Origin of the sequence: Acinetobacter sp. YH01006 (genome assembly GCF_013420445.1) — a bacterium.
GTDB lineage: Bacteria > Pseudomonadota > Gammaproteobacteria > Pseudomonadales > Moraxellaceae > Acinetobacter > Acinetobacter pseudolwoffii.
Genome location: NZ_VOYB01000008.1, coordinates 1 through 18,899 on the forward strand (window position 1 = coordinate 1; position 18,899 = coordinate 18,899).

Consider the following 18,899-nt stretch of genomic DNA (forward strand, 5'->3'; position numbering starts at 1 on the left):
TGTGATATCACTGCTCCAAACATGGTTGGGGTAAGCAGGTTTAAATTGTCTATTCAAAGTATTTGGTACAAGAATAGTTTCATCCACAGTGTTTTGATATCGATGCTTCTTTCGCTGTTTGGAAATAAGACCTGATTCACGCATCAGCTTACGTACCAAATAGCGCCCAATCTTAATCCCTTGATTCAACAGCATGTACCGCATACCACGACTACCGAGGGAACAACGACTTTGCTTAAATAGGCTATGGATCATGGCATTAAGCTTAGTACGATCTGAACTTCGGCTTTTACGTGTTGCACGATAATGATAGTAGCTTGAACGAAGTATACCAAATGCACGACAGAGTACTTTAACAGGGCTTAGCTTTCTTAATTGATCAATCAACGCATATGTTTGAATTCGTCTGACATTAAGAGAGCTGTAGCCTTTTTTAGAATCATCTTCTCCTGCTCAAGTTGATGAATACGAGTCTTAAGTTGTTGTATTTCTCTTTGTTCAGCCGTTAAAGCAGGCGTTGTTGGAGATTGGCCTGTTCGTTCAAATTGGAGTTGATCAACCCAACGTTTTAATGCTGTTTGTCCAATATCTAAAGCACGACAAGCTTGTGTAATTGAATAGCCTTGATTAAGTACAAGGCTTGCTGCTTCTAGTTTGAATTCTGGAGTGAATGTTCGTCTTGTTCTCATTGAGCACCTCTTTGGTGAATACATTATCACCTAAGTTGGTGTCCAACTTCATTAAACCACTACATTCTCACCTTTATTAAAGGTGAGAAGCATTGCTGCGCAAGGGGGAGATTTGTAGTAAAAAGCGAATCTTAAAATTCACTTTTTATTTATTCAGGCTGATACCAGGTATTTAACAGATCAAGCATCGCTGAAACCTTATCAAAGCATTCTTGATATTCCGCATCACAATCTGAAGAAATGGTAATACCACCACCGGCCCATAAAGAAATATCTTCCTGATACTTTTGAATCGAGCGAATCAGAATATTCCAGGAGCCAGTGCCATCGAAATTGAAATAGCCCATAGAACCACAGTAAGCACCACGTGGTGCACCCTCAAGTTCTTCAATAATCTGCATGGCCCGAATTTTGGGTGCGCCTGTAATCGAGCCACCTGGAAGAGCAGACATGAGTACTTCAAAAGGATTGATATCTGCTTTTAAAGTCGCTTCAACTTCACTGACCATATGATGAACTTGATTGAAGCTTTCAATACTAAATAATTTCGGTGTTTTGACCGAGCCTGTTTCGGCATAAACACTTAAATCATTACGTAATAAATCCACAATCATGACATTTTCTGCCTGATCTTTTTCTGAGGCTTTTAGGGTCTGTCTGGATTGTTCATCGAGCACTGGATCAGTAAAACGGGGCATTGTGCCTTTAATCGGTTTGGTAATAATTTTTCGCTTCGTTTCAAAATCAATGAACAACTCGGGTGAGCAGCTTAATAATTCAAAATCACCAATACGCAAATAACCCGCATAAGGCGCTTCGGTTAATGTCCAGAAGGCTTGGGCGGTTGCTAAGAGGGAACCTTGTGCGCGACCATTAAATTCTTGTGTCAGATTAATCTGATAGCAGTCACCTGCAATAATATAATCCTGAATTTTCTGAAATGCCTTGCTGTAGACCGTTTTGGTCCAGCGTGAAGTACAAGGGCTTATTAACTGAAACGTCGGACGAATTTTATTTTGATTAAGTAAGTTCTGAATATAATCGAAGATCTGCTCTGCCTGTGGATCATCACTATAGAACATCCATCCCTCAGAGCTTAGTTTAATATAGGAAGAAAATTGACCGATAAATAAACCAGGTTGAGAGCGGTCCGGATACTGAATATATTGCTGAGCCGCATAATCATAGCCAATAAAACCGACATAACCTCCATGAAATCCATTCTTGTGAGGATTTCTTAATGCATCAATTTCCAAACTAAACTCAGATGATCTGGGTTGATATTGTTCAATTTCCACTCTTTGAAACGACTGAATATGTGATTGCTGCACAATAAAATATTCTTGAGCACAGCAGGCAATAAAAGGCTGACCATTATTATTTAAATACACCAGATGCCCCAATGTCTTTAATGCGGATAATACATCTGCAACCAGAGGTGATTTAAATTTTAAGGGGCGATGATAGAGAGCTTCGGTCATTCAGTTAAGCAGAGTTCAATATGACTCGCTATTTTATATCAAGAAGACAGGAAAATATTTTTAAATCATCAAATACCGTTTATCGGTAAGCATTGGATTGCGACCAACAACAGTTGATCAAATGATTGCTCGGAGATAACTTAGTTCTGCAAGCAAATTACTCAAGGAAAGATGTTTTGCGTTGTCAGAAAATAAAAAATACAGCGTGAACATTGAGTGATTCACAACCAAAAAAAATACTACTCTTGGGAGAGTAAACAATGAAAAAATTCACAAAATTAGTTCTGGCGACTTCAGTTGCATTTAGTGCCAATGCGATGGCGATGCAGGCAATGGATGAAGCATCTCTAAGCGAAACAACGGGTCAAAGCGGCATTACTATCGGGATCGGTATTTCAAAAATCGCTATTGAAAAGTTATTTATTCATGATAATGACGGTTTAGCTGTTGATAAAGGTGGGACAGGTACGGCAGGTGCAATCGTTATTCGCGGTACGACTGATGTAGCTCCTGATGCCGCTGCTCTTGCTAATCCGACTACTGCAACTCATGGTGTAGTAATTGGTGCTAACTATGATGATGGTGGTGCTTACTTACTTCAATCTCGTAATCTTGCTGACTTGGTGATTGATTCAGATGCTGGTGCAGGGGGGGCTAATCCTTTCATTAATATTGCAGCACAAGTATCAGGTCTTGATATCAAGATCGGTCGAATTGGTGTAACTGCATCTGGCGTAAAAGGTGTAGGTGATAATGTAGATACAATTCGTCGAGGTGGAGGTGCGGTTATAAATGATATCCTCAGTGGTTTAGAAGTTAAAACAGGTGTGATGGATGCAAATATCCAATTAGGTGCCGCACCTCAAGGTGCGATGATCAAACTGAATACTAAAATGGTTGGTGGCCTAGAAATTAAAAATCTAGGTATTCTGGATAATTCAACTAAAGGTGTAACTGTGGGACTTTCAGGTACAACTCCAGTAACTACACGTGAATCTGGTGAGATCTTCATTGAAAGTATTAAAATTGCAGATTCGAAGTCTAATGATTTAACGATTAGCCAAAACATTTCAGTATTTAATGATGCTTATGTAGGCACATCTAATACTGTGGGTAAAGCAGCACATATTCGTATTGTAAGTAATGATACGGGTGCTAAAGATCAATACATTCAAGGTATTCATTTAGGTAATCGTAACGCAACGTCATCAATTGGCGATATGGAAGTTCAAGGTTTGCAAACTTTCTACTCTCCAGCTCCGCTTACTTATACAAAAGGTGCAATCATTACCATTTCTGGCCACTAACATTTACTTTATAAAAGCGCGTGTTTACACGCGCTTTTTTTATGACTGAATCATTTATCCAAAAAATAAAAAAAATGCTGTATTTTTTTGAAAAAGAAGGTATCTTTCTAGTTACAAGGAAGTAGAGTGAATGCTCTATAAAAAGAAAAATAGGCGTATCATGCCCATTATAAGAAAAGTTAATAATTATGTTAGAGATCGCGTTGGGCTCGGCATTGATGTATTACGCTGCCAAAGAAGCTCTGGATATCAAAAAACAGCCAAATGGCGCTGTGCACTATACTGAAGTTCTTGATTCAAGAAATGACTCTTTTGTGCGTATGCACCGTGAAGCTGTACAAGTAAAGCCTGCACTTCTGGATCAATTTCAGGGCATTGTACGTCAAGCCTATGACTATAGTTGTGGTTCAGCCGCCCTTACCACCCTACTCAATGGTTATATCGGTACACAGCTAGATGAACAGCAAGTCATGAATGGACTGATGAAATTCGGCGAAACCGATAAAATTATTGAACGCCGCAGTTTCTCTTTACTTGATATGAAGCGCTTTGTCTCGGCTTTAGGGCTAGAAAGCGGAGGCTATCGAGGAGAGTTCAAAGATTTAGTTAATCAAGATCAGCCTGCTATTGTTCCAATTTCTTATGCCGGATTCAAACATTTCGTAGTTTATAAAGGCTATAGAAATGGCCGGGTGTATGTCGCAGATCCAGCACTCGGTAATATCAGTTTTGACGAGCGGCGTTTTCAGGATGTTTGGGAAAATAATACATTATTCCTGATTAATGTCCCTGAACAATATCGTAAAAACTTTCTGGCATTGAAAGAAGCCGACATGCGCCATGTGGAAGATGCCACGATTAATCGTTATGCCTTGGTCGACATGCAGTATCCACAGTTCTATATGGATAAAATTGCCGATAAAGCCTCGACGATCCGTATGGACCGTAATCGTAATATAGAATCAGAAAAATTTGGAGAATATCAATATAATTTCCTGAGATTGTATTACAAGAATAAATAAAACGAAAAATAGTAATAAAAATTAAAATGGTGAAATGGATATGAACAGTAAATGGATGAACAAGACGTTCTTGGCACTGAGCATTCAAATGGTAATGGGCGTTGCATTTGCTGCAGAAGAGCCGACACTGGGTGAATACGAAACGGTTGATGAGGAAGTTATTGTTGAAACTGCTGTACCTGTACAGGCCCAGACTGAGCAAGTGGAAACACAGGCTGCACAAGAGCCGGAACTCGGTGGATATGAAACAGCTGAAGAAGCAGTGAGTGAAACTGCCGCACCGGTAGAGGCTCAGACTAAACAAGTAGCAGATGCATCCCAAGCTTTACAGAAACAGGAAGGTGATGCTACCCAGGCAGCTAATCTGGAAGAAGTATTTACTTCAAATGAACGTCAGTACTCACTCATTAAAAAAGGTGATATTTCATCATATTACGATATCGATTATACCTACTATCGTGACACTCAACTTGATATTGAAATGGCTCAGGGTCAACTATATCAACTTCGTGTACAAGAGAATGCCACGCATAGTTTGACCAATACTTTCACATTCCAATATGGGGTGAAAGATAACCTGACCTTAACTGCATCCTTGCCTTTAGTGGCCAAGACCGACTTGTTAAAAGACACTTCGACTGCCGGACTAGGTGATATTAGTGTTGGGGCACGCTGGGAACCATTTCCATTAAAAGCTGGCCGTTTACCTTTAATTTTATTTGGTAATTTATCAACAAAAACGGGCGACAGTCCTTATGAAATCAATGCAGCGACAGATCTGGCAGCAGGGAAGGGCTATTACTCAGCAGGAGTGGGTGCCAGTACACGTAAATACATCGATCCGGTCGTGCTGTTTGCCTCCGTTTCTGCAAACTATGGTTTTAAAGAATCAGGCCTGAACCAGCGTCGCGGTTATCGCATTATTGAAGAGTTTGAACCGGGGATTAGTGGGGGTTTTGCATTCGGTTTCGCATACTCATTTAACTATGACGTTTCGATGACCATGTCCTATCAGCAAAGCTTTAATACGGGAGCTGAGTTTAGCTATAACACAGGAGAAAGCTACTCTGCCGCGGATCAGACCAGTTCCACCTTGGCAATTTCATTAGGGGTGCGAGTCTCTCCAGAAACGATTGTGAATGGTACCGTCGGCTTAGGGCTGACCGAAGATGCGCCTGATGTTTCGTTGGGGTTGTCATTCCCGCTTGATATTTTAGGTTTTGGTAAAAAAATCAGTTAATAGGGGTGTCGTATGAAAAACATTCGACTTAGCCCGTTATTAACAGGAATTATTCTTGCGGGCTGTTCAAGTTATACCTTTGCACAATTGGGAACCAACCTTTCGGTTGATTTACGTGCATTGTCCATGGGGAATGCAGTTACGGCGGATCCCCCGGGAGTCAATGCCATTCACTTTAACCCGGCTGCTCTAACTAAAATTGATGGTTTGCAAACCGAACAGCAGATTATTGTGGCGAATTTTGATATCCAGCGGGAGTTTACAGTGCCGGCTGGATATAACGTATTTGGCTATTCTGATGACCCTATCGTCTGTAATGATGGACCGGAAGTTTCATCTGATTTATGTACTGATTTTAAAGGGCCGGTCAGTGGTGATGTGGAATATGTCAGCCTGTATGTCCCTTTTCTGAAAAAGATGGTGGATTTAGGCGAAGGTCTCCCTTTGGCTGCGCCCACCATGGGGATTGCTTATAACCCGCCTGGATCTAAAGCGACCTATGCAACAGCGGTATATGCGCCTTTAGTCGCTGGTTTCGGTCATGAAGATGGTAATCCGGCAAACTTTATGGGCCAGCAAGTTGCTTTGGAGCGGATTACTTACCTGTCTCCATCGATTGGTTATGAGGTCAATGACCAACTGTCCATTGGTGCTTCTGTTGGAATGTCCTATCAAGCCATTGGGATGAAAACAGATTTACGTTTCCCGAATGAGCTGATCGGGATGTTGCGTATGATCGATGAAGTTGTCTGTACACCATTTAAAGAAAACTCCGACATTATTACCGATATTCTGTTGCTGGGGATCTGTAATGCGGATGAGGGAATGAACCCATTTGGCAAGTTTGGTCAGATGCAACTGGAGCTTGAGCAGAATTTAAGTCCAAGCTATAACCTCGGGATATTGTGGGAGCCACGCGAAGATTTCAGTTTTGGTATGGTCTACCAAAGTGCGGCAAAAATGCGCTTAAAAGGTAAATATCATATTGATAATGCCAAAGCACCACAGGAAATGATCAAGGGTTTAATGACTTCACCGACGGGTCAGATTCTGGCAGCAATTCTTGGGTTTCCTAATTATATTCCATCCAGTGAGTCTGGTTTGGTGTCGATGGATTTTGAATATCCGGCGCATTTTCAGGCAGGTATCAAATATAAAGTCATGCCAGATTTGCAGGTAAATTTTGATATTGGCTGGACAGACTACAAGGTTTGGGATGAGTTTAAATTCGAATTTGACCGTACCATTTCAGCCTTAAAAATTGCCAAAATCTTGTCTGCTAATGTCACTGATTCCACGTTGGCTTTGCCGATGGGATTCGAATCGCCGTGGAATTTCGGAATCGGGATGGAGTATTCCGCCACCGACCGTTTAAAACTTCGCGCAGGTTATGAGCCACGAACCAGCGCTATTCCAAAAAATAAGCGCAATACGATGGTTCCTATTAATGGTGCACAGCTATTTGGATTAGGTGTGGGTTATCGTTTTGATGCAGATACTGATTTGGATCTCTCGATTGGTTTCTTGCGCAGTAAAGATCAAATTCCAGCAAATACCAGTAGTTTAGCCAACCAGACCGGCGTGAATAACCTGTTATTAAACCCATATGCAGGTTTAAACGTGAAAACAGATACCAAGATTACCATTTTAGGTTTGAACTATCGCACTCGTTGGTAAGGAAGAAATGATCAAGACAGAGAAAATTGGATTGAAAGTGGTACTGGCATTAAGTCTGGTACCCTTATCTTTTTATACAAGCGCCAGAGAATTTATTACCATTATTGGTCCAGATGGGCGACCATTAGTCGTGCCACGTAATCATAACCCACAGAAAAAAACAGAAGAAAAATCTCTAGCATCGAAAAAAATAGCAGTTGCAGTGGTTCAGTCACCTCCTGTAAAGCAAAACTTAGAAACAGTATCAGTCCTAGAAAATAGACCAGCAGAACTTAAGTCAGACCATAATCTGGTTGTACAACCAGTACAACCAGTACAACCAGTACAACCAGTACAACCAGTACAACCAGTACAACCAGTACAACCAGTACAACCAGTACAACCGCAGATTGTGAAAGAACTGACAGAATCTAAGCCATTAATAAGATCTGAAACCCAATTGACTCAAATGCCTAAGGCCATGACACCCGCTTCAAGCCCGATGCTACAGAAAACCGGATTCAGTCAGATTGAAGGCGTGGACTATGTAGACAGTGAATATCTTGAGAATAAAGAATTTAATCTAGAAGGCAGGAAACGTTTCTACAGTATGCCCGAGGGCGTGGTAGATAAAAATATCGGCTCTACCCGAATCCAGACCATTGAGCGTGAAAAAGGGCTTGGTCAATCAGTATTAAAATCCTTATTTAAAACGCCTACACTGGATACAGGTCCAGTGGTACTGGCACAAAGTTATTACCGTATTTCACAAGCTGAAACTAGAGAGAGTTTGGGGAAACAGTGCTTTAATGACAAAAAAATCAAAAAAGCCAAACAGATCAGCCTTAAAAAAGAAGTCAATTTATGGCCTCGTGCGCCTTTGAAAGCAGATGAGTTTGATTTTGAAGTCGTGCAATTACAGTCTGATATCAAGAATATTCAGATTAACTCTTATGCTTCACGCCAAAAAAATCCTACTTATTATTGGCCTTTTGTGGTCTTTTTAGACAATAGAGGCTGTGTTCTGGAAGGAGCGGGTGGTTTTAAAAACCAGGAAGGACAAGCAAATATTATTCAACATGAGCGTATTGAAGGCATTATTCAGATCCCTGCGCAAAGTGAGTATGTGTTATTGACGCCTTTAGCCTCAGCAATCGATGTTGAAGACAAGATGCTCACTAATTATGGACAACTAAAATTAGTCGCCATTCGATAAGGACTATTCGAGTATAACAAGATGAAAAATAAAATATTATATCCATTTGCTTTAACTACACTTTTGGCTGCACTCGCAGGATGTGGTGGGGAGAGTGCCAATGTGATTCCAGAAAAAAATAATGAAGCCACGACCAATGGAACCTGTACAGCAGGGACAGATAATTGTGTGGAATGGGGGCTTGAATATCCGCTGGATGGCTTGAATTTTAATTGTAGTGGCGATAAAGAAAATACCTTCATTACTCTATTTGATAGTAATGCTGGCGTGGCATCCGGAACCTGTCAAAAGACGGATGAGGTTGAATTTTATATTCAGAGTTTTAGTTCAAGCAAAATTACTCTCGGCAAACTTAAGCTGAGCGATTATGCCACCTTTAGTACCCAGACTCAGCTCCCACGTTTAAGTGTGGTCGATATTGCAAAAGGAATTACTGGACGTCAGGTAAATAACTTGGATCAGAATGATCCTACAGTTCAGGTTGCCATGCGTCTGGTGAAAATTCTGCAAGCTCTGGCGATACAAGAAGGCCGTATTGTGAATCCAACGGATGTGCAGCCCTTGTATATTACCGAAGAAATGCGTAAAGACTTGGCTAAAGTGAGTGGAAATATCAGTCTGACGGATGCTAGCTTCGCCACAAAAATTAAGGATTTTATCGATGTTGACCAGATTTCTGATGAAGCTGCTTTTGCTACAGTGAAAAAACTGGTAACCATTGCCAATGCCGCGGTTTATCAGCCGGAATTTTCACTATTTTCAACCTCTGGTGTGATTGGTAGCATCCAGTCGGGTTCAGATGGACTGGTGGGATGCAATAAAACACCTTGTGATATTAAAGATCAGACTACCAAACATCTATTTGGTCATTTTATGCTAATCACAGACCGTCAGGGTTATACCTTTGGCAGTGGCCTGCAATGGCGTGATAGCCAGTTAAAACTGCCCGCAAAAAATCTATCTTCACTGGGTGGAATTAATGCTGAACTCATTCGTAATGTGAAACCTGCACAAATGACGGCCGATCCGCAAAGTTCATGGATTCATCCTACCAGCAAAACGATTACTGCACCTTATCGTTTAAATGTCGCAAATAACGCTACGCCACTTGAACTGTATCGGGGCAGTTTGCTGAATGATTATGTGATTGCGGGTAAAGAAGCTTTCTATAAGATGGTCACTGGAAAAACACAGCTGGATGCATCTGATCAAGCCAGTTTAGGGGCATGGCGTCTGGATGCGGATGGTGATCAATATAATGGAAGTATTGATTTATATAAAATTTTCCCAATCAGCTATCTGGATCGTGCGGTATTTAAAACAGAGCAGAATGTAGCCAGTGGGGAGAAGTATATCTTCCCGATGTATGCCAATCTGGAGTTTAAGTTTAGTGACACAACGGTCAGTCCAGTCACTTTGGGGATTGTGATTGATAGTAATGGTGATGTGCGAACCAATATGCAATCTGAGAATAATCTTGCGACCGACCCAGCAACAGGCTGTGAGGGCGATGTGCTTGATAACAATTTATTATTGAATGGCGTACAGCAATACCGGCTTGGAACTTTAGGCCGTGCATTTGTTCGTGATAAATCGGTTTCGATGCGTCTGATTTTGGCCAATGTAAAATTAGGGGATTTGAATGGTGCATTGGTTGGGGTCGACTCACGCATCCAGTCTTCACCAAATGCAAATGATTCGATTGTGATTGGCGGTGCTCTGCTGAATTTGTCCAATGTACTGGATACTGCTGCCGGTCAGAACGGGCGGGTCACCTTCCTGAATTCGGTCGGAGACGGCGTGCAATGGGCCAATACCTATGCCAGTTTCCAGAAAATTTATAACAATAATAATGAGGATGAAACGCCTGACGATATTGGTCTGGCCAAACGAAGCGGTGGGTCTGTTGAGTTTAAACTTGCAGATTGTTATCGCGTCAAAGCTAAAGCGTAATGTCCCATAAATAAAAAAATCCCATCTGCGTATGGGATTTTTTTATGCGCGCTCAATCTATTGGATTTAACCGGTATGATCCAGACGCGAACCTAAGGTTTCTAAATGCATCGGGAAAATATTATTTTTACGGTCTGCAAAATAATGTCTTAGTGTATGTTTTACACTTGGGAAAGCCAGCTCGGTCCACGGAATATCTGCTTCATCGAATAAACGTGCTTCGATGGTTTCCTCACCAGCACCAAATTTTCCATCAATCAGATTGGCTTTGAACAGCACATAAATCTGGCCAATACGCGGAATGTTATACATACAGTACAACTGCTCAATCTCGACTTCGGCTTCAGCTTCTTCACGGGTTTCCCGTGCAGCACCTTGCTCCATGGTTTCAAACAGTTCCATATAGCCGGCAGGCAGAGTCCATAAACCGTAACGCGGTTCAATGGCACGGCGGCAAAGTAGGACTTTATTGTCCCAGAGTACCAGCGCGCCACAAATGACTTTTGGATTAATATAATGAATAGAGCCACATGAATTACACACGCTGCGGATTTGTTGGTCGCCCAAAGGAATTTTTTCGGTCGTTTTATGTCCACAATTCACACAGAAGTTCATATTCATCATCAATGATAAAAGTAAGCTCAGGATAACTGAAAAATCAAAATTTGGCATCATTTCTATCCCGCTGAATCAAAAATCAGCTATGATGAAATTATGATCATGGTTAAGGCTGAAAGAATGGACGCGCGTGAGTTGACACAAAAGCTGCAGCAACGATTACGCTTTTCCAGGCGTATTCGATCTGCGCATGCTGCCGTGTTGATTGCGATCACCGATGAAGCTGATCCCAAAGTATTGCTGACCCGCCGTTCGGCCTATTTGAATAATCATGCCGGAGAGGTTTCGTTTCCGGGTGGCAAGCGCGATCCACAAGATACCAGCAATATTGTCGTGGCTTTAAGAGAAGCCTATGAGGAAACGGCATTAAATCCCTTTGATGTGCAGCTGATGGGGGACTTGCCCATGCAGAAAGCCCGTAATGGCATGCTGGTTAAGCCGATTGTGGGGCTGATTCCGCCGCAAGTGCAGCTGATTCCGCAACCAACGGAAATCGACCGGATTTTCTTTGCCTCATTGCAACATTTGCTTGAAGCCACGCCCACACCTTATGAAGTCCGCTTTGCCCAGCAATCTTTATATTTTCCAAGTATGCGGGTAGAAAATGAAGTGGTCTGGGGATTGACGGCACGTATGCTGATTTCTTTGTTCCAGTATGGATTGGATTATAAAAAAGACTGGCCATTCCTGCTCAATTCACCAAGTTTTAAACGCTCCAAATTTTTTTAACCATTGAACAGGATTTTATCAATGTTGTATAAATTTCAGGGACACACACCGACTGCTACACAGCAGCCATGGGATGGCTGGGTCGCACCAACGGCAACAGTAATTGGACAAGTCGAACTCGGGCAGCAGGTCAGCATCTGGTTTGGTGCCGTGGTACGGGCAGATAACAGTAAAATCAAACTGGGTGATTTCAGCAATGTGCAGGAAAATGCCGTGCTGCATACCGATGCCGGTATTGAGATGCAAATTGGAAATTATGTCACCATCGGACATCAGGCCATGTTACATGGCTGTACCATTGGTGATAACAGCCTGATCGGGATTCAGGCGGTGATTCTGAATCATGCGGTGATTGGCAAGAATTGTATTATTGGTGCCAATGCCCTGATTCCTGAAGGCAAGATCATTCCGGATAATTCGGTGGTGATGGGTTCACCGGGCAAAGTGGTAAAAACGCTGGATCAAGACAGTATTCAAAAGCTGAAAATGAGTGCCCTGCACTATGCCGGGCATTTTCAGAAATTTCAGGATCTGGAACAAGTTCAGCTTTAATACGATGTTCTAGAAAATCATGATAAGCCTAGAATTTTCTAGGCATTTTTGTATCTGTTTCGGGAAAATCTCGCGTAGCGGATATGAGTGGAGTATTATATCCGCGTTTTTTATATTCTCTGAATTAAGGTTGTGCATGAAAGTGCTGGCATTGGAGACTGCCAATGAGCAGTGTTCCATCTCTGTGATCGATGATACTCAAGAACTATTTTTTCAGCTTGATGCGCGCGCCAAGGCACAAACGCAAACGATTCTCCCAATGATTGAACAAGGTCTGCAAGATCTTGGGCTGGCGATTGGTGATTTAACCGCGATTGCTTTTAGTCGTGGTCCGGGTTCTTTTAGCGGCGTGCGGATTAATGCCGCAGTCACGCAGGCGCTGGCCTGGTCAAATGATGTGCCGGTGATTCCGGTGTCGACTTTACAGGCCTTGGCGCAGGCAGCTTACCGTGTACATGGTTTAAGCGAAGTTTCTGCCGTATTAGATGCGCGCATGAGCGAAGTTTATATCGCGAGCTATCAACTGGATGCAGAGGGGATCATGCAGCCGGTCGATGAAGAACAATTATTAAGTTATGCCGAAGGCAGTCAGGCTGTGCGGTTTACGCCGGTGGGCTCTGGTGCTGAGCTGGTACAAACTGAAACTTCAATGTATAAAAATGTGCATGCGACCGCACAGGATATTGCCAGCATCGCACGTGCAGCAGCACACACAGAAAACTGGGTTAGTGCAGAATTGGCGCTGCCGGTCTATTTACGTGATAACGCGTGGAAAAAAATTCCTGAACAAGGCAAAGCATAATTAATTAGGATAAAGCATGGATCTTTTACTGCTACTCAAAGCGGCAATCATGGGTATTATCGAAGGTATTACCGAATTTTTGCCGATTTCCAGTACTGGCCATTTAATTTTGGCATCAGAATTAATGAATTTCTGGACCAAGGAAAAGAGTGATGTATTCGTCATTGCCATTCAAATGGGTGCCATTGCAGCGGTAATTTATGAATATTGGGCCCGTCTTTGGGGAGCAGCAACCGGAATTGTCAGCGGTGAGCCACAGGGTCGTCGCTTAGGGATCGGCCTGATTTTGGCCTCGATTCCAATTATATTGATTGGACTGACCTTGGGGCAAACGGTCAAACAGTTTCTGTTTAATGATATTGCCATTGCCATTGGTTTGATTGTGGGTGGCCTGATCATTATCTGGATTGAAAAACATCCGCCTCAAGTTCGTGCACATGAAGTTGAAGATCTCAGTATTAAAGATGCCATCTGGATTGGTCTGATTCAGGTCTTGTCCTTGATTCCGGGAACCTCTCGTTCAGGTGCGACCATTATCGGTGCGATGTTTTTAGGTGTATCACGTAAGGCCGCGACTGAATTTTCATTCTTTCTGGGTATTCCGGTCATTATTGGTGCCGGCCTGCTGGATCTTTATCAAAGTTATGATGTGCTAAATACTACTGAAGACTGGGCCGTGATCGGGGTCGGGCTTCTGGTTTCTTTTATTTCGGCACTGTTACTCATCCGCGCGCTGGTGGCTTATGTCGCTAAACGCGACTTTATGATCTTTGCCTGGTATCGTATTGCTTCGGGTCTGCTGATTTTATTATTTGCCTATACAGGTTGGAAATTATGGTAAGCGCGATTCGCTTATATGCCGAATCTGACGATCAACAGAAAGCACAGCACTTCGGGGCTGTGCTTTCTTCTCGTGGGGTGCAGGTCGAAATTGAAACGGTTGAAAAACTCAATGCACGTTTCTTTCGTCTGAATCCTGAACTGGCCTTATGTGTAGATGAGAATGGACTTTGGCTTTGTGCCCATGGCATGAAAATGCAACCGGACTGGCAAGCCGAGACCGGACGTTTAAAACGTGCGTCTTTAAAATCTGAAATGATTGCACGTGCCTGTCATTTAGCCGAGAAACCGAGCTTGATCGATGCCACCGCGGGTCTGGGACATGACAGTTTATTGATGGCGCATTTAGGTGCCCAAGTCACGCTGGTCGAACGACATCCCATATTATTTACTTTACTTGAAGATACCCATACCCGTGCACAATCTGATGCATTCCTGAGTCAAGTCGTATCACGGATTCAACTGGTCTTTTCTGATTCAGCCGATTATCTGAAGCAGCAAGCCGAGCAGCATCGAACTGTAGATGTGGTCTATCTGGATCCGATGTTCCCGCAGCGGGATCAGAACCAGCAGGCGGTCAAGAAACAGGCGCAAGTCAAAAAACAGATGCAGCTCTTGCATATGCTTTTGCCTGAAGATGGCGAAATGGATCTGGGTGATAACCTGTTGGAATTGGCGCAAAAAATTGCCAAACGTGTGGTGGTCAAACGTCCACGTCTGGCGGTGTTTTTGGCAGAAAAACAACCTCATCATCAATGGCAGGGTGATGCCTGCCGTTTTGATGCATATTTTCAGCATGAACTTGTGGCTGAATAAGATAATTGTTTCAATATTAAGCAAGGATTTGTTGTATATTTAACAATTGGCATTGATAAAACCGTTATCAAGCATAAACTTATTCAGCACCTTAGCGAGCCACTGATCTCCTTGAAATTCTATGATCGACTTTAAACCCTCCATTAATTTTTGGCACGATTTTAAGAGCAACCAAATTGCCGGGATGTGGTTATTTCTGGGATCTCGGCGTTCATTGCAACTGGTTCGTCCATCGATCATGCAATTGGTGTTCTGGGGGATTCTGGGTGGTTGTGCCAACAGCCTATTTAGCTGGCTCAGTTCAGGCCGTATGGGAGATTTTAACTCTCAAGGTCTGATTAGTTATGCACTTTGGCCTTTTATTGCGCTGATTGTGGGTATCTTTCTGTCGCAACGGATCAATAACCTGCGTTTGATGCTGGTGCCGGCATTGTTATGGTTGGTTTTAGATACCCATATCATGCTGTTCCAGTGCCTGATTCAATATCTGGGCGATCTGGACTATCTGCCTTATATCCTCTATGACTATATTCCGACCCTGTTTGTCATGTTATTTGTCTGGCAAAGTCTGGCTGTGGTCTGGGTAATTTCACGTGAATTAAAATGGCCGTGGTGGGAACGTGCGCTGATTATGCTGGCGACCCTGTTTACGCTGGTGGTCTGGCAAATTTCAGTCAAAGATCAACCGATCTGGAAAGTCGAAGAAATTCCACCGAGCTTTGCCGAAGATGCATTTTATGCGCAGCCAATTTTGCTGAATAAAGCCCTGGAAAATATCGAATACGGTGAATTTGCCCAATCGCACTGGTATTTTATGGGCGTGGCTGGCGCAAGTTATCAGGATGTATTTCATTCTGAAATCGAGCGGATTAAAGAGCAGTTTGATACCCGTTTTGGCACTTATGGCCGTTCTATTGCTTTGGTCAATCATCCGGCGACACGTACCACCATGCCGATTGCCTCCAAAACCAGTATGGAACTGGCATTGCGCCGTATGGGCCAGCAGATGAACCGTGAAAGTGATGTGTTATTTTTATATATGACCTCTCATGGTCTGCCAAATGTGTTTGAAATGGAAAATGCGCCGCTGGATTTGGCACAGGTCGATCCAAAATGGTTACGTGAAACGCTGGATGCAGCAGGCATTCGCTGGCGTGTGATTGTGATCTCGGCCTGTTTTTCCGGCAGCTTTGCTTCGGCCCTGCAGAATGACAATACCCTGGTGATTACGGCTTCGGCAGCCGACCGTCAGTCTTTTGGCTGCTCCAATGAAGCGGATTATACCTATTTTGGCCGTGCATTCTTTGATGAAGCGATGCGTGAAAATAGCAGTCTGCAAGCCGCGTTCGAACAGGCCAGAGATACCGTAGCAAAATGGGAATCAGCGCAAGGCTTCGAGCCTTCAGAGCCGCAATGGGTGATTGGCAAGAATATGCAATTGATGTTGCCACAGCTGGAACAACGTTTATTTCCGCAAACCAGTACAATGACACAATCACCTTAGATCAATGTCATCAGCAGATATGCTGCAATCATAAGGAATATGCCATGGAACTCGTACAGAACAATAGAAGCTTTGAAGGTGAACAGCGGATTTATCGCTTTGATTCGAAAGCACTGAAAACATCGACCAAATTTGGTATTTATCTGCCGCCTCAAGCCCTAGAAGGTCATAGCTGTCCGGCATTGTTTTATCTGGGAGGGCTAACCTGTACCGAGGAAACCTTTGCGATTAAGGCACATGCACAGCGTCTGGCAGCACAATTGGGCCTGATTTTAATCACACCGGATACATCGCCACGCGGTGAAGCTGTGGCAGAAGGCGATCACTGGGATATCGGTCAGGGAGCAGGTTTTTATATCAATGCCACCGAAGCGCCGTGGGCTGAACATTATCAGATGGAAAGCTTCATCGTCGATGAACTCTATGCGCTGGTCATTGAAGAGTTTGTGATTCAGCCGGGCAAGATCGGCATATTCGGTCACAGTATGGGCGGACATGGTGCATTGACTCTGGCTTTTAAATATCCAGAAAAATTTAGTTCAGTTTCGGCTTTTGCACCGATCTGTGCACCAAGCCAATGTCCTTGGGGAGACAAAGCTTTCTCGAATTATCTGGGTGAAAACCGTGAAGAATGGCTCAAGCATGATGCGACTGCACTGGTTAAAGAGAAAGGTGTCTTATTCGCTGACATCCTGATTGATCAGGGTTTTTCAGACCAGTTCTATAGCCAGCTGAATCCGGCGCTGTTCCAGCAGGCCTGTGATGCCGTGAACCAGTCGCTGACCTTGCGTGAACATCAGGGTTATGATCATGGCTATTACTTTATTCAAAGTTTTATGGATGACCATCTACAGTTTCATGCGGTACAGCTTCAGCCTTAAACTCAAAACTGCTGGCACAAAAAAGCCCTGAATAACAGTAATGTTGATCAGTTAAGGAGTTTAGAAATAGACTCTTTAATTTTTTAGTCACTCACAGCGGAGTATTAATTTTATAAATCAAATTCTTGTAAATTATTTGTTACTTTGGTTTCGCCCAAATGAGAAGCGAAGCTTCGCAAGGAAGGCATCTTGCGGAGCAACACTCCTCACCGCAAAACTCGTCAGCCACCATCAACTAGTAAGCTTGTCGCAGAAACAATCATTTTTAAATGTAGTCCTGCCTCAAACAGTTGCGGATGACTTTTCTATCTATCAGATATAATCATGAATTTGAAAAAGAAAATGCCAGTCAATTCCTTAACTGACTGGCATTACTGAATAACAGGGCTTTTTATCGCTTATCTTTGCCAGTCGGCTGTTAAATCTTCCTGTCCCATGCGGATCAGATGATCCAGAACCACATTTTCCAGTTTATCGAAATCGGTAGATTCATCGCTACTTTGGATGGTCACCAGCAAGTGCTCAGTCTGAGGAATTAACATCAGCTCTGCACTCGGAAAATGAATCAGGAACTGCTGGTCTGTTTCTTCGATGGTAAACTTATGCTTCCAGTGATTGGCCAGGCGTTTGGCAAGGCGCTGCGCCTGTTGAGTCTGGATCTGGGCGGTACTTTGCATTCTTACTCCTCTAAACTTTTTATCCTTGTCAGGACTTTAAACCAAATTGAAAGGCATTCATAAGCCTTAAAGCGTTACACAGCGTTTTATTCTTGCAACATCAAGGTCACAGTAGCCGGACTGGATTTGTTATAATGAGAAAAATCCAATTTTAGCTAGCCAGGTTCTCCCATGTCCAAGCCATATTTAATTGCACCTTCAATTTTATCTGCCGATTTCGCCCGATTAGGTGAAGAAGTCGAGAACGTCTTGGCAGCAGGGGCAGATGTTGTTCATTTTGATGTGATGGATAATCATTATGTACCGAATCTGACTTTTGGTGCAGGCGTTTGTAAGGCATTGAAAAACTATGGGATCAAAGCCCCGATTGATGTGCATTTGATGGTGAAACCGGTAGATCGTATGATCGGGGATTTCCTTGAAGCAGGTGCCGATATCATTACCTTCCACCCGGAAGCATCTGACCATATTGACCGTTCTTTACAGTTGATCAAATCGGGTGGTGCAAAAGCCGGTTTAGTCTTTAACCCGGCCACACCGCTGCATTATCTGGATTATGTATTAGATAAAGTAGATCAAATTCTGTTGATGAGTGTAAACCCGGGTTTTGGTGGACAGAAATTCATTCCGATGACTTTGGATAAACTGCGTCAGGCCCGTAAACTGATCGATGCTTCAGGGCGTGATATTCAGCTGGAAGTCGATGGCGGTGTTACCCCAAGCAATATTCGTGCAATTGCCGAAGCGGGGGCGGATATGTTTGTCGCTGGATCTGCTATTTTTGGCAAGCCGGATTATAAAGCTGTAATTGATGAAATGCGTGCAGAATTAGCCAAAGTCGGTCAGGTTCAACTCTAATCGCTAAAAAGTAGTATGCACATAAATATGTGGATAACTTTATGGATAAGTGTGTAGA

The 18,899-nt window shown here is 43.0% G+C and carries 19 protein-coding genes; 14 read left to right on the plus strand and 5 right to left on the minus strand.

All coding sequences use genetic code 11. The annotated features are described in order from the left end of the window. From FTT73_RS08430 to FTT73_RS08440, 3 genes are all read right to left on the minus strand, one after another. Positions 1 to 387, minus strand: a 387-nt coding sequence (locus FTT73_RS08430; RefSeq protein ID WP_373686439.1) for an IS3 family transposase, incomplete at its 3' end; no start/stop codon positions are given. Then, complete coding sequence (locus FTT73_RS08435) at positions 384 to 689, minus strand: IS3 family transposase (protein ID WP_026444437.1); 306 nt, start codon at positions 687 to 689, stop codon at positions 384 to 386. The genes FTT73_RS08430 and FTT73_RS08435, both read right to left, overlap by 4 nt. A 149-nt stretch (positions 690 to 838) precedes the next feature. Further along, the gene (locus FTT73_RS08440; RefSeq protein ID WP_005095856.1) at positions 839 to 2,170 is read right to left on the minus strand and encodes an anthranilate synthase component I family protein; all 1,332 of its coding nucleotides are present in this window, start codon (positions 2,168 to 2,170) and stop codon (positions 839 to 841) included. A 260-nt stretch (positions 2,171 to 2,430) separates the two neighbouring features. On the opposite strand from FTT73_RS08440, the gene FTT73_RS08445 reads away from it, so the two are divergent. The 6 genes from FTT73_RS08445 (at position 2,431) to FTT73_RS08470 (ending at position 10,564) form a co-directional block, all read left to right on the plus strand. Beyond that, positions 2,431 to 3,477 (plus strand): DUF6160 family protein, encoded by a 1,047-nt coding sequence (locus FTT73_RS08445; RefSeq protein ID WP_005172505.1) that lies wholly within the window; start codon positions 2,431 to 2,433, stop codon positions 3,475 to 3,477. A gap of 188 nt (positions 3,478 to 3,665) precedes the next feature. Next, positions 3,666 to 4,499 carry a C39 family peptidase gene (locus FTT73_RS08450; protein ID WP_005172502.1) on the plus strand — a complete coding sequence of 278 codons (834 nt, stop codon included), beginning with the start codon at positions 3,666 to 3,668 and terminating at the stop codon, positions 4,497 to 4,499. 34 nt (positions 4,500 to 4,533) lie between these two features. Then, positions 4,534 to 5,739, plus strand: coding sequence for a hypothetical protein (locus tag FTT73_RS08455; RefSeq protein ID WP_074384085.1), 1,206 nt, complete (start codon positions 4,534 to 4,536; stop codon positions 5,737 to 5,739). Positions 5,740 to 5,751: 12 nt separating this feature from the next. Beyond that, entirely contained in the window at positions 5,752 to 7,416 is a 1,665-nt protein-coding gene (locus FTT73_RS08460) for an OmpP1/FadL family transporter (RefSeq protein WP_005095864.1), read from the plus strand. A gap of 7 nt (positions 7,417 to 7,423) precedes the next feature. Further along, positions 7,424 to 8,611 carry a putative pilus assembly protein FilE gene (gene filE, locus FTT73_RS08465; RefSeq protein ID WP_180191283.1) on the plus strand — a complete coding sequence of 396 codons (1,188 nt, stop codon included), beginning with the start codon at positions 7,424 to 7,426 and terminating at the stop codon, positions 8,609 to 8,611. A gap of 21 nt (positions 8,612 to 8,632) precedes the next feature. Further along, a complete protein-coding gene (locus FTT73_RS08470; RefSeq protein WP_180078453.1) occupies positions 8,633 to 10,564 on the plus strand; it encodes a hypothetical protein in 1,932 nt (643 codons plus the stop codon). 66 nt (positions 10,565 to 10,630) lie between these two features. On the opposite strand, the gene FTT73_RS08475 is transcribed toward FTT73_RS08470, so the two are convergent. Next, positions 10,631 to 11,179 (minus strand): NUDIX hydrolase, encoded by a 549-nt coding sequence (locus FTT73_RS08475; protein WP_180078516.1) that lies wholly within the window; start codon positions 11,177 to 11,179, stop codon positions 10,631 to 10,633. A 123-nt stretch (positions 11,180 to 11,302) separates the two neighbouring features. Between FTT73_RS08475 and FTT73_RS08480 the strand changes: the two genes are divergently transcribed. The 7 genes from FTT73_RS08480 to fghA all read left to right on the plus strand — a co-directional run bounded on the left by FTT73_RS08480 (position 11,303) and on the right by fghA (position 17,306). Further along, positions 11,303 to 11,911 carry a CoA pyrophosphatase gene (locus tag FTT73_RS08480; RefSeq protein WP_005095870.1) on the plus strand — a complete coding sequence of 203 codons (609 nt, stop codon included), beginning with the start codon at positions 11,303 to 11,305 and terminating at the stop codon, positions 11,909 to 11,911. Between the two features lie 24 nt (positions 11,912 to 11,935). After that, a complete protein-coding gene (locus FTT73_RS08485; RefSeq protein WP_373683702.1) occupies positions 11,936 to 12,463 on the plus strand; it encodes a gamma carbonic anhydrase family protein in 528 nt (175 codons plus the stop codon). A gap of 136 nt (positions 12,464 to 12,599) precedes the next feature. After that, the gene (gene tsaB / locus FTT73_RS08490) at positions 12,600 to 13,265 is read left to right on the plus strand and encodes a tRNA (adenosine(37)-N6)-threonylcarbamoyltransferase complex dimerization subunit type 1 TsaB (protein WP_180191284.1); all 666 of its coding nucleotides are present in this window, start codon (positions 12,600 to 12,602) and stop codon (positions 13,263 to 13,265) included. 16 nt (positions 13,266 to 13,281) lie between these two features. After that, a complete protein-coding gene (locus tag FTT73_RS08495; protein WP_005095875.1) occupies positions 13,282 to 14,106 on the plus strand; it encodes an undecaprenyl-diphosphate phosphatase in 825 nt (274 codons plus the stop codon). Beyond that, entirely contained in the window at positions 14,100 to 14,921 is an 822-nt protein-coding gene (locus FTT73_RS08500; protein ID WP_218944664.1) for a class I SAM-dependent methyltransferase, read from the plus strand. Before FTT73_RS08495 ends, FTT73_RS08500 begins: the two co-directional genes overlap by 7 nt. Positions 14,922 to 15,042: 121 nt before the next feature. Further along, the gene (locus tag FTT73_RS08505; protein WP_074384093.1) at positions 15,043 to 16,425 is read left to right on the plus strand and encodes a C13 family peptidase; all 1,383 of its coding nucleotides are present in this window, start codon (positions 15,043 to 15,045) and stop codon (positions 16,423 to 16,425) included. A gap of 44 nt (positions 16,426 to 16,469) precedes the next feature. Then, positions 16,470 to 17,306, plus strand: a complete 837-nt coding sequence (gene fghA / locus FTT73_RS08510; protein WP_180078460.1) for an S-formylglutathione hydrolase — start codon at positions 16,470 to 16,472, stop codon at positions 17,304 to 17,306. A 398-nt stretch (positions 17,307 to 17,704) separates the two neighbouring features. Here fghA and FTT73_RS08515 read toward each other — a convergent pair whose 3' ends face one another. Further along, a complete protein-coding gene (locus FTT73_RS08515) occupies positions 17,705 to 17,983 on the minus strand; it encodes a DUF2218 domain-containing protein (RefSeq protein ID WP_005095882.1) in 279 nt (92 codons plus the stop codon). A 171-nt stretch (positions 17,984 to 18,154) separates the two neighbouring features. Between FTT73_RS08515 and rpe the strand changes: the two genes are divergently transcribed. Further along, on the plus strand, positions 18,155 to 18,841 hold the full coding sequence (gene rpe / locus FTT73_RS08520; protein WP_005172476.1) for a ribulose-phosphate 3-epimerase: 687 nt from the start codon (positions 18,155 to 18,157) through the stop codon (positions 18,839 to 18,841). The last annotated feature ends 58 nt before the right edge of the window (positions 18,842 to 18,899 follow it).

Excerpts from the sequence above, each read along its gene's own strand:
- FTT73_RS08435 (WP_026444437.1), bottom strand. The coding sequence starts at position 689 with ATGAGAACAAGACGAACATTCACTCCAGAATTCAAACTAGAAGCAGCA.
- FTT73_RS08440 (WP_005095856.1), bottom strand. The coding sequence starts at position 2,170 with ATGACCGAAGCTCTCTATCATCGCCCCTTAAAATTTAAATCACCTCTG.
- FTT73_RS08445 (WP_005172505.1), top strand. The coding sequence starts at position 2,431 with ATGAAAAAATTCACAAAATTAGTTCTGGCGACTTCAGTTGCATTTAGT.
- FTT73_RS08450 (WP_005172502.1), top strand. The coding sequence starts at position 3,666 with ATGTTAGAGATCGCGTTGGGCTCGGCATTGATGTATTACGCTGCCAAA.
- FTT73_RS08455 (WP_074384085.1), top strand. The coding sequence starts at position 4,534 with ATGGATATGAACAGTAAATGGATGAACAAGACGTTCTTGGCACTGAGC.
- FTT73_RS08460 (WP_005095864.1), top strand. The coding sequence starts at position 5,752 with ATGAAAAACATTCGACTTAGCCCGTTATTAACAGGAATTATTCTTGCG.
- filE (WP_180191283.1), top strand. The coding sequence starts at position 7,424 with ATGATCAAGACAGAGAAAATTGGATTGAAAGTGGTACTGGCATTAAGT.
- FTT73_RS08470 (WP_180078453.1), top strand. The coding sequence starts at position 8,633 with ATGAAAAATAAAATATTATATCCATTTGCTTTAACTACACTTTTGGCT.
- FTT73_RS08475 (WP_180078516.1), bottom strand. The coding sequence starts at position 11,179 with ATGAACTTCTGTGTGAATTGTGGACATAAAACGACCGAAAAAATTCCT.
- FTT73_RS08480 (WP_005095870.1), top strand. The coding sequence starts at position 11,303 with ATGGACGCGCGTGAGTTGACACAAAAGCTGCAGCAACGATTACGCTTT.
- tsaB (WP_180191284.1), top strand. The coding sequence starts at position 12,600 with ATGAAAGTGCTGGCATTGGAGACTGCCAATGAGCAGTGTTCCATCTCT.
- FTT73_RS08495 (WP_005095875.1), top strand. The coding sequence starts at position 13,282 with ATGGATCTTTTACTGCTACTCAAAGCGGCAATCATGGGTATTATCGAA.
- FTT73_RS08500 (WP_218944664.1), top strand. The coding sequence starts at position 14,100 with ATGGTAAGCGCGATTCGCTTATATGCCGAATCTGACGATCAACAGAAA.
- FTT73_RS08505 (WP_074384093.1), top strand. The coding sequence starts at position 15,043 with ATGATCGACTTTAAACCCTCCATTAATTTTTGGCACGATTTTAAGAGC.
- fghA (WP_180078460.1), top strand. The coding sequence starts at position 16,470 with ATGGAACTCGTACAGAACAATAGAAGCTTTGAAGGTGAACAGCGGATT.
- FTT73_RS08515 (WP_005095882.1), bottom strand. The coding sequence starts at position 17,983 with ATGCAAAGTACCGCCCAGATCCAGACTCAACAGGCGCAGCGCCTTGCC.
- rpe (WP_005172476.1), top strand. The coding sequence starts at position 18,155 with ATGTCCAAGCCATATTTAATTGCACCTTCAATTTTATCTGCCGATTTC.